The sequence below is a fragment of the Mesorhizobium sp. M2A.F.Ca.ET.039.01.1.1 genome (genome assembly GCF_003998035.1).
Classification (GTDB): domain Bacteria; phylum Pseudomonadota; class Alphaproteobacteria; order Rhizobiales; family Rhizobiaceae; genus Mesorhizobium.
Map to the genome: position 1 here is coordinate 1 of NZ_RZRY01000258.1, position 8,306 is coordinate 8,306.

9 protein-coding genes are annotated in these 8,306 nt (G+C 61.1%); 7 read left to right on the top strand and 2 right to left on the bottom strand.

The genetic code is table 11. From position 1 onward, the window contains the following. Window positions 1-217 precede the first annotated feature (217 nt). Window positions 218-448 (top strand): DUF1289 domain-containing protein, encoded by a 231-nt coding sequence (locus EOA24_RS19585; protein WP_126082696.1) that lies wholly within the window; start codon window positions 218-220, stop codon window positions 446-448. 10 nt (window positions 449-458) lie between these two features. Further along, window positions 459-1,163 (top strand): TIGR02281 family clan AA aspartic protease, encoded by a 705-nt coding sequence (locus EOA24_RS19590; RefSeq protein WP_126082695.1) that lies wholly within the window; start codon window positions 459-461, stop codon window positions 1,161-1,163. A gap of 10 nt (window positions 1,164-1,173) precedes the next feature. On the opposite strand, the gene dusA is transcribed toward EOA24_RS19590, so the two are convergent. Beyond that, complete coding sequence (gene dusA / locus EOA24_RS19595; RefSeq protein ID WP_189354036.1) at window positions 1,174-2,169, bottom strand: tRNA dihydrouridine(20/20a) synthase DusA; 996 nt, start codon at window positions 2,167-2,169, stop codon at window positions 1,174-1,176. 475 nt (window positions 2,170-2,644) lie between these two features. Here dusA and EOA24_RS19605 point away from each other — a divergent pair, with 475 nt between their 5' ends. The 5 genes from EOA24_RS19605 (at window position 2,645) to EOA24_RS19625 (ending at window position 7,601) form a co-directional block, all read left to right on the top strand. Further along, window positions 2,645-2,833: a DUF3606 domain-containing protein gene (locus tag EOA24_RS19605; protein WP_127257358.1), complete on the top strand. Its 189-nt coding sequence runs from the start codon at window positions 2,645-2,647 to the stop codon at window positions 2,831-2,833. Between the two features lie 397 nt (window positions 2,834-3,230). Next, window positions 3,231-4,313 carry a sn-glycerol-3-phosphate ABC transporter ATP-binding protein UgpC gene (gene ugpC / locus EOA24_RS19610; protein ID WP_126082693.1) on the top strand — a complete coding sequence of 361 codons (1,083 nt, stop codon included), beginning with the start codon at window positions 3,231-3,233 and terminating at the stop codon, window positions 4,311-4,313. A 34-nt stretch (window positions 4,314-4,347) separates the two neighbouring features. After that, window positions 4,348-5,673 (top strand): ABC transporter substrate-binding protein, encoded by a 1,326-nt coding sequence (locus tag EOA24_RS19615; RefSeq protein WP_126082692.1) that lies wholly within the window; start codon window positions 4,348-4,350, stop codon window positions 5,671-5,673. A gap of 93 nt (window positions 5,674-5,766) precedes the next feature. Beyond that, window positions 5,767-6,705, top strand: a complete 939-nt coding sequence (locus tag EOA24_RS19620) for a sugar ABC transporter permease (protein WP_126082691.1) — start codon at window positions 5,767-5,769, stop codon at window positions 6,703-6,705. 2 nt (window positions 6,706-6,707) lie between these two features. Then, window positions 6,708-7,601: a carbohydrate ABC transporter permease gene (locus EOA24_RS19625; protein WP_126082690.1), complete on the top strand. Its 894-nt coding sequence runs from the start codon at window positions 6,708-6,710 to the stop codon at window positions 7,599-7,601. On the opposite strand, the gene EOA24_RS41675 is transcribed toward EOA24_RS19625, so the two are convergent. After that, window positions 7,565-7,840 carry a hypothetical protein gene (locus EOA24_RS41675; RefSeq protein ID WP_189343130.1) on the bottom strand — a complete coding sequence of 92 codons (276 nt, stop codon included), beginning with the start codon at window positions 7,838-7,840 and terminating at the stop codon, window positions 7,565-7,567. The two genes, EOA24_RS19625 and EOA24_RS41675, sit on opposite strands and share 37 nt — an antisense overlap. Between the last annotated feature and the right edge of the window lie 466 nt (window positions 7,841-8,306).

Genomic DNA, 8,306 nt, shown 5'->3' on the forward strand with positions numbered 1-8,306 from the left:
GGGGCAGCGCCGTCAGGAGGCTTCGGAAATCATCGAAAGGCTTGGCAGGCATTTGCGTCGGTCGCGGTCCGTTGCGGAAATCGCAAGCGGCATAGCCGCCTTCTGCAGCCGGCACAACCGCCTGACGATGCCGCGAACGCGTTGCCTTGCGGCGCATTGCGGAGGGCTTGCATTGCTCCGGCGGTTGCACCATGTGGAATGAACGCAAGAGAACACTATGACCGCCATCGAATCCCCCTGCATCCTGGTCTGTTCGATCGATATGAAAACCGGGTTCTGCTTCGGTTGCGGACGCACGCGCGACGAGATTTCCGACTGGCTCAGGATGACTCCTGACGTTCGCCGGGCGGTGATGGCCGAACTGCCGGCGCGGCTCGAAACGGTGGAGCGCCGGCCGCGCCGCGAAACCCGGCGTGCCCGCATGGCGCGCGAACGCGGCGTTCTGTGAGAAGAAACCGATGAACCGGCTGTTCTGGATCGTCATGGCGGTGATCGGCGTCGGGCTGGTGCTGCTGATGCTCAACAACTCGGCCGGCCACACTTTCGGCATGAACAACAATGATTTCGGCCGGCTGATCTGGGTCGGCGTGCTGGTCATGGTGATCGGCGCGAGCCTGCTCCGCTCGGGCCGGCCGCTTGGCGACATGGCACGCAATATCGGCGTCTGGGCCGCACTGATCCTCGTGCTGATCGCCGGCTATCAGTATCGCTACGAGCTGCAGGACGTCGCGAGCCGCGTGACGGCCGGTCTCGTCCCGGGCAGCCCGCTGGCGCTCGGCGTGGAGAACGGCCGCCCGACCGTCACGCTCGACAAGGCCGGCAATGGCCACTTCGAGGCCCGCATCCTGGTCAACGGCGCGCCGGTGCGCGCCGTCGTCGACACCGGCGCGACCAGCACGGTGCTGACATCGGAAGATGCCCAGGCCGCGGGCTTCAACCCGGCGGCGCTCAGCTACAGCGTCGACGTCTCCACCGCCAACGGCATGGCGCGCGCAGCCACCGTCAGAACCGACGAACTGGCGATCGGCGGCATCGTGCGCAAGGATATGACGGTGATGGTCGCCGCGCCCGGCATGCTGGAACAAAGCCTGCTCGGCATGAACTTCATCGGTTCGTTGTCGGGTTTCGACGTGCGCGGCGACCGCATGATCCTGCGGGATTAATCGGATCGAGTCAGGCCGCCTCGGCTTCCGCCGCGAAATCGATTGCCGCGAAAGCGGTCTTCAGCACCTCCGGCCCGGCTCCAGGTTTGTTCGCATCCGTGGAAAGTATCTGCCGGAAGCGGCGCGCGCCGGGCAGGCCGTGGAACAGTCCGACCATATGGCGGGTGATGTGGCCGAGCCGCCCGCCGCGCTCGTTATGGCGCGCGGCGTAACCGGCCATGGCGTCGATCAGGCCCGGATAGTCGAAGGCGGGTGCAACTTCGCCGTAGAACGCGGTATCGACGCCGGTCATGATGCCCGGCGTATGGTAGGCGGCGCGGCCGAGCATCACGCCGTCGACATGGCCGAGATGCGCCGACGCCTCGGCAAGCGATTGAATGCCGCCGTTGATGCCGATGAATTCGTTCGGCTTTCTGGCCTTCAGCCTATAGACGCGCGGATAGTCGAGCGGCGGGATGTCGCGATTCTCCTTGGGGCTCAGCCCTTCCAGCCAGGCCTTTCGGGCATGCACCCAGAGCGCGTCGGCGCCGGCCGCGAGCACGCCGTCGGCAAGCGTGTCGAGCGCAGGCTCCGGGTCCTGGTCGTCGACGCCGATGCGGCATTTGACCGTGACGGGGATTTTCACCGAAGCCTTCATCGCCGCGACGCAGTCGGCGACCAGGGCCGGCGTCTTCATCAGGCAGGCGCCGAATGTTCCCGACTGAACACGATCTGACGGGCAGCCGACATTGAGGTTGATCTCGTCATAGCCGAAGGCCTCGCCGATCCGCGCCGCCTCGGCGAGCTTTGCCGGATCCGATCCGCCGAGCTGCAGCGCCACCGGATGCTCGACATCGTCGAAACCGAGCAACCGTTCACGCGCGCCGTGGATGACCGCGTCCGCCACAACCATCTCGGTGTAGAGCAACGCGCGGTGCGTCAACTGACGGTGGAAGAACCGGCAATGCCGATCCGTCCAGTCCATCATGGGCGCAACGGCCACCCTATGATCTTGATTTTTCAGCACTTTTATTTAACATCAATTTGTTGGAACCTGCCGAGTGCACACAAACTTACGCCAGAATACGACCCTTTTCGCCAAGTTTCGATCTCTCAGTGCACACGAAAAATGGCCTATACGAAGCTCTCATCCGGTTCCTGGTGCGTGCAGGTTCGTCGCAAAGGTCGCTGCGTCAGCGAGACGTTCTTGCGCCGAGACGACGCACGACGATGGGCGACCGAAACCGAACGCTAAGTCGACCGCGGCGAGACGCCGACCAAGTCTCGTGTAGCACGCCTTAAAACTTTCGGCGAACTCATCGACCTCCATATCGACGACATGTGCGATGTAGGCAAGTCCCCATGCCGCTCCAAGGCCGCCGCCCTCGATATACTCCAACGACACCTGGGGAATGCAACATCGCGGCTGTCGATCGCTAGCGGCTCATCCGTTTTGGTCGTGAGCGGGCCGCCCAAGGTGAAACGCGACATGGAGGAAGGCTATGGCGGACGACAAATCCAAGAGAGGCAAACAGGACAGAGCTCGGGTTTCGGCAAGCGAGCCGTATGAAGTCAATTACTTTGCCCGGAAGCATGGCATCACTAAGGACCAAGCCCTGAAAATCATCAAAGACACCAAGGGCAATCGGGACAAAGCGAACGCTGTCGCTGAGAAAATCTCTGGCAAGTAGAGCCTCGGCACGGGGACGCTGGACACGACCCGCTCTACGGCGTTTTGATTGCACTTCCTTGGGCAGGGGCAACTCATGTTTCGGATCATCGTCACCATGGCGGTCGCCGGCATTTTGATGGCGTCGGTCCCGGCGTCGATCATCAGGCGTCCGGATCCTTCAACCATATTCTTGGTCGACCATACCGGTCGAGGGCTGCTGGTGGTTTGTACATGGCCGCTTTACAGGCGGATTTGGTAGCGCTACCGTTTCGAAGTCGCGTGACCCCGGGGGGAGGAAATCTGGGGCAGACGTCGCCGACGCCAGTGGTGGATCGCCGCACCGGCATCCGTTTCAAGCCACGCCTGATAAAAACGGCTCCCCGCGACAAGTCGCAGGGACCATCGGGAGGAATTCGATGGCGTCTGTCGCGATTGGCGATGTCTACAAATCGTTCGGGGCCACCGAGGTCCTGCATGCCGTCAGCGTCGATATAGATGACGGCGAGTTCGTTACGTTGGTCGGACCGTCCGGCTGCGGGAAATCGACGCTTCTGCGGATGATTGCCGGCCTGGAAAAGATTTCGCGCGGCCATATCTCGATCGGCAGCCGGATCGTCAATGACGTTGCTCCGAAGGAACGCGACGTGGCCATGGTCTTTCAGAATTACGCGCTCTATCCGCATATGACGGTTGCGGAGAACATGGCGTTCTCGCTCATGCTCAAAGGTGTTCCGAAGGCGGATAGCGATAAAGGTGTTAAGCGGGCAGCCGAAATCCTCGGGCTGGTTCCGCTGCTGTCGCGCTATCCGCGGCAGCTCTCAGGCGGCCAACGTCAACGCGTCGCCATGGGCCGCGCCATCGTTCGCAATCCGCAGGTGTTCCTGTTTGATGAACCGCTCAGCAACCTCGATGCCAAGCTCAGAGTGCAGATGCGCGCCGAGATCAAGGAGTTGCACCAGCGGCTGAAGACCACGACGGTGTATGTCACGCATGACCAGATCGAGGCCATGACCATGGCAGATAAGATCGTGGTCATGCACGACGGCATGGTCGAACAGATCGGGCCGCCGCTAGATCTATACGACCGGCCGAACAACCTGTTCGTGGCAAGCTTCATTGGTTCTCCCGCCATGAACATGCTCAAGGGAACAATCCTGACTGAAGGCACGCCGCGGTTCCAGGGCGAAGGAGGGATTTCGGTGACTTTGCCCGCGCCGTTCTCCATCGGCAATGGCGAGCCCGTCGTGCTGGGGATACGGCCCGAACATTTGCGGCTGGCCGACAATGGCATTCCAGTCACCGTGGTGGTGATCGAGCCTACCGGTTCTGAAGTACAGATCATCGGCCGGACGGCGGGAGGTGAGGATATCGTTGCCAATTTCCGGGAACGTCATTCCTTCACGCCTGGAGAAACCATCCAACTGTCGGTCGAGCCTGATCACGTTCATCTCTTTCACGGCGAAACCGGCAAGCGCATCGATAAGCCCTCGCAGCGGTAGGCGACACGCAACGAAGAGACAGGAGGAAACGAGCATGAAATTCACCAGACGCGACGTGATCCGCACGACCGCCGGCGCCGCCGCCGGCATGTTAGGGGGCCAGTTCGTTGGCTCTCCGGCCTTTGCCCAGGAGGCTTTGAAGTACAAACCGGAGGATGGCGCAAAGCTGAGGCTCCTGCGCTGGTCGCCTTTCGTGCAGGGTGACGAGGACCAGTGGTTGAAGAACACCAAACGGTTCACCGAAATGACGGGGGTAGAGGTCCGTGTCGACAAGGAGAGCTGGGAAGACATTCGCCCCAAGGCTGCGGTCGCAGCGAATGTCGGCTCAGGTCCGGACCTGATGTTCGTCTGGTTCGACGATCCGCACCAGTACCCTGACAAGCTTCTCAACGTGACGGAACTGGGCGATTATCTCGGGAAGAAATATGGCGGCTGGTACGATGGGCCGAAACAGTATGCGACGCGCGAGGGCAAGTTCATTGGCCTGCCTCTGGCCACCATCGGCAACGCCATCGTCTACCGCGAAAGTTGGGTGAAGGAGGCCGGTTTCTCGGAGTTTCCGAAGGACACAGCCGGCTTCCTCGAACTCTGCAAGGCGCTCAAGGCCAAAGGTCATCCTGCCGGCTTCACGCATGGCCACGGAGTCGGCGACGGCAACAACTATGCGCATTGGCTGCTGTGGAGCCATGGCGGCCAGATGGTCGACGAGCAAGGCAAGGTCACGATCAACAGCCCCGAGACGCTCAAGGCGATTCAGTATGCACAGGAGCTTTACAAGACCTTCATTCCCGGCACCGAGAGCTGGCTCGACGTCAACAACAACCGCGCCTTCCTGGCCGGCGAAGTGAGCGTCATCGCCAACGGGATTTCCGTCTACAACACGGCCAAGGTCAACAAGGACAATGATCCGAAGCTGACCGAGATCGCCAAGGACATGCGCACGACCAACATGCCGATCGGTCCGGTCGGGAAATCCGTCGAGCTGTTCCAGGTGACCACAGCCGTCATTTTCAACTACACGCCCTACCCCAACGCGGCGAAGGCCTATCTGCAGTTCATGTTCGAGGATCCGCAAATGTCGGATTGGATCACCTCCTCGGCGGGCTACTGCTGCCAGACGCTCAAATCCTTCGCCAACAATCCGGTTTGGAAGGCCGATCCGAACAACGCGGCCTACGCGAAGGCCTCGGAGACGCTACGTCCCAACGGCTATGCGGGGCCGCTTGGCTACGCCTCGGCCGCCACCATGGCCGACTATGTTCTTGTCGACATGTTCGCCAAAGCCGTGACCGGGCAGGCCGCGCCGCAGGAAGCGATGGAAGAGGCGGAAAAGCGCGCCAACCGCTACTATCGCGTATGACCACAGCTGAGCCGGGCGGTCGACCGTGCTGCCCGGCTCGGTTTCGGACGGCGGCTTGCGCCGCCATGCACCCGACCTCATGAGGAGCCGACCATGGCCGTGACGTCAGCTGCGGTTCGGCCGCGCCAATCAATCCTGTCGCGTCTGTCGGAAAGCCGAAATACCCTCGGCTTCGGCTTCATGTTGCCAGCGGCTGCGCTGTTGCTGGTCTTCCTGACTTACCCGCTTGGGCTCGGCGTCTGGCTTGGTTTCACTGACGCCCGCATTGGCCGCCCAGGCATCTTCATCGGCATTGAGAATTATGAGTACCTGTGGAGCGACAGCGTCTTCTGGCTCTCAGTCTTCAACACGCTGCTCTACACGGTCAGCGCTTCGATCCTGAAATTCATGCTCGGGCTCTGGCTGGCGCTCATCCTCAACGAGAACCTGCCCTTCAAGTCGTTCTTTCGCGCGGTGGTGCTGCTGCCCTGGGTGGTGCCGACGGTGCTTTCGGCCATCGCCTTCTGGTGGATCTACGATTCGCAGTTCTCGATCCTGTCATGGGCGCTGCAGCAGATGGGACTTTTCGACCATCGCATCAACTTCCTCGGCGACCCAACCAATGCGCGCGCCTCGGTGATCGCGGCCAATGTCTGGCGCGGCATTCCATTCGTCGCCATCACTCTGCTCGCCGGCTTGCAGACCATCCCGCAATCGCTCTACGAGGCCGCCACCCTCGACGGGGCCAGCCGTTGGCAGTTGTTCCGCTACGTGACCCTGCCGCTGCTGACGCCGATCATTGCCATCACCATGACCTTCTCGGTGCTCTTCACCTTCACCGATTTCCAACTGATCTATGTGCTCACTCGTGGCGGCCCGGTGAACGCCACGCATCTGATGGCGACATTATCTTTCCAACGCGGCATTGCTGGGGGCCAACTCGGAGAGGGCGCGGCGATCGCCGTAGCCATGATCCCCTTCCTGCTGGCGGCGATCCTGTTCAGCTATTTCGGCTTGCAACGGCGCAGATGGCAGCAAGGCGGCGGAGACTGAACATGGCCGCGATCAAGCAAGCCGGGCGCGTTGATACCGACGAAGGGGGCATGGGCTACCTGCAAAGTGTGCCCCGCCGGGTGGTGACGATCTACCTGCCGCTGCTGGTGTTCATGATCGTACTCCTGTTCCCCTTCTACTGGATGACGGTCACAGCCATTAAGCCGAATGCCGAGATGACCGACTACGTGTACTACAACCCATTCTGGGTTGTTCATCCGACATTGCAGCACATACGTTATCTGTTGTTTGAGACCTCTTATCCTGGTTGGCTGCTCAACACTCTCATCATCTCGACGGCCGCCACTTTCCTGTCGCTGTTGGCAGCGGTGCTGGCGGCCTATGCCATCGAACGCCTGCGATTCTCGGGCGCGCGGCAGGTCGGCCTGGCAGTGTTCCTGGCCTATCTTGTGCCGCCTTCGATTCTATTCATCCCGCTGTCCCTGATGGTGTTCAATCTCGGCCTCTATGACACACCGTTCGCGCTGATCCTCACCTACCCCACCTTCCTCATTCCTTTCTGCACCTGGCTGCTGATGGGCTATTTTCGGTCGATCCCGTTCGAATTGGAAGAATGCGCTCTGATCGATGGCGCTAGCCGTTTGCAGATCCTCACCAAGATCGTGCTGCCGCTGTCAGTACCTGGTCTGATATCTGCGGGCATCTTCGCCTTCACGCTATCGTGGAACGAGTTCATTTATGCGTTGACCTTCATTCAATCGTCGGAAAAGAAGACGGTACCGGTTGGCGTGCTCACCGAGCTGGTCCGCTCCGACGTCTACGAATGGGGCGCGCTTATGGCAGGGGCGCTGATTGGGTCGCTGCCGGTGGTGATCCTCTATTCATTCTTTGTCGAGCACTACGTCTCCTCGATGACCGGCGCGGTAAAGGAATAACGCGGCGCGATCGCATCTGCTGTGTCCTCTCCCACGACTTGCCGAGAAGTGGCCGCGGCCGCGAGATAGAGGCGGCTGCGACTGAAGCTGCCGGGGTCTCGGGCGCGGAGAGTTCGCTGTCCGTGCGGGTTCTCCAGCCCACAGCAGGAGCTTGCGGACAAGGCGATCGTCTCGCTCAACGCGCTGGCCCGCTTAGAGAACGGCAAGGTCGATTCCCGGGTCAGCAGGATGCCTGCCATCGAAGCAGCTCTGACCAAGGCCGGCGTCGAGTTCTTGCCCGCCGGTCAAAGGCGAGGGCGTCCGCCTCCTCGATCCTCAGGCCTGAGCCCCCTGCCCCGCCTGCTGACCAATCCGAATGACGTCCACCAGCACCGAACGAATCTGCAGCCATGGAAATTCAGAATGCTTAAGCCTAGCGAACCAGGCGCAGCCGTTGAGACCCGTCAACCGACCGCGAGCCACGATCGCCGGCTGCATGCCATCCGCTGCGGCTGAGAAGCGCTCGTGTTTGGGCTGCTGGCAGGTTCAGAATGTGTCGACACGTCGGCCTGCCGGAGTCCGGCCTACCCCTTCCTGCAAACGGCTAACTCGCAAACGCACACTAAAGAACGGCTCGACGGCGAGTTATGTCACCCTTATACACAGGTCGCGGGCACATTTCTGCTTACGATCGTGAAATGTCGTGATAATTGGAGATATCGGGAC

Excerpts from the sequence above, each read along its gene's own strand:
- EOA24_RS19585 (WP_126082696.1), top strand. The coding sequence starts at position 218 with ATGACCGCCATCGAATCCCCCTGCATCCTGGTCTGTTCGATCGATATG.
- EOA24_RS19590 (WP_126082695.1), top strand. The coding sequence starts at position 459 with ATGAACCGGCTGTTCTGGATCGTCATGGCGGTGATCGGCGTCGGGCTG.
- EOA24_RS19605 (WP_127257358.1), top strand. The coding sequence starts at position 2,645 with ATGGCGGACGACAAATCCAAGAGAGGCAAACAGGACAGAGCTCGGGTT.
- ugpC (WP_126082693.1), top strand. The coding sequence starts at position 3,231 with ATGGCGTCTGTCGCGATTGGCGATGTCTACAAATCGTTCGGGGCCACC.
- EOA24_RS19615 (WP_126082692.1), top strand. The coding sequence starts at position 4,348 with ATGAAATTCACCAGACGCGACGTGATCCGCACGACCGCCGGCGCCGCC.
- EOA24_RS19620 (WP_126082691.1), top strand. The coding sequence starts at position 5,767 with ATGGCCGTGACGTCAGCTGCGGTTCGGCCGCGCCAATCAATCCTGTCG.
- EOA24_RS19625 (WP_126082690.1), top strand. The coding sequence starts at position 6,708 with ATGGCCGCGATCAAGCAAGCCGGGCGCGTTGATACCGACGAAGGGGGC.
- EOA24_RS41675 (WP_189343130.1), bottom strand. The coding sequence starts at position 7,840 with ATGGCAGGCATCCTGCTGACCCGGGAATCGACCTTGCCGTTCTCTAAG.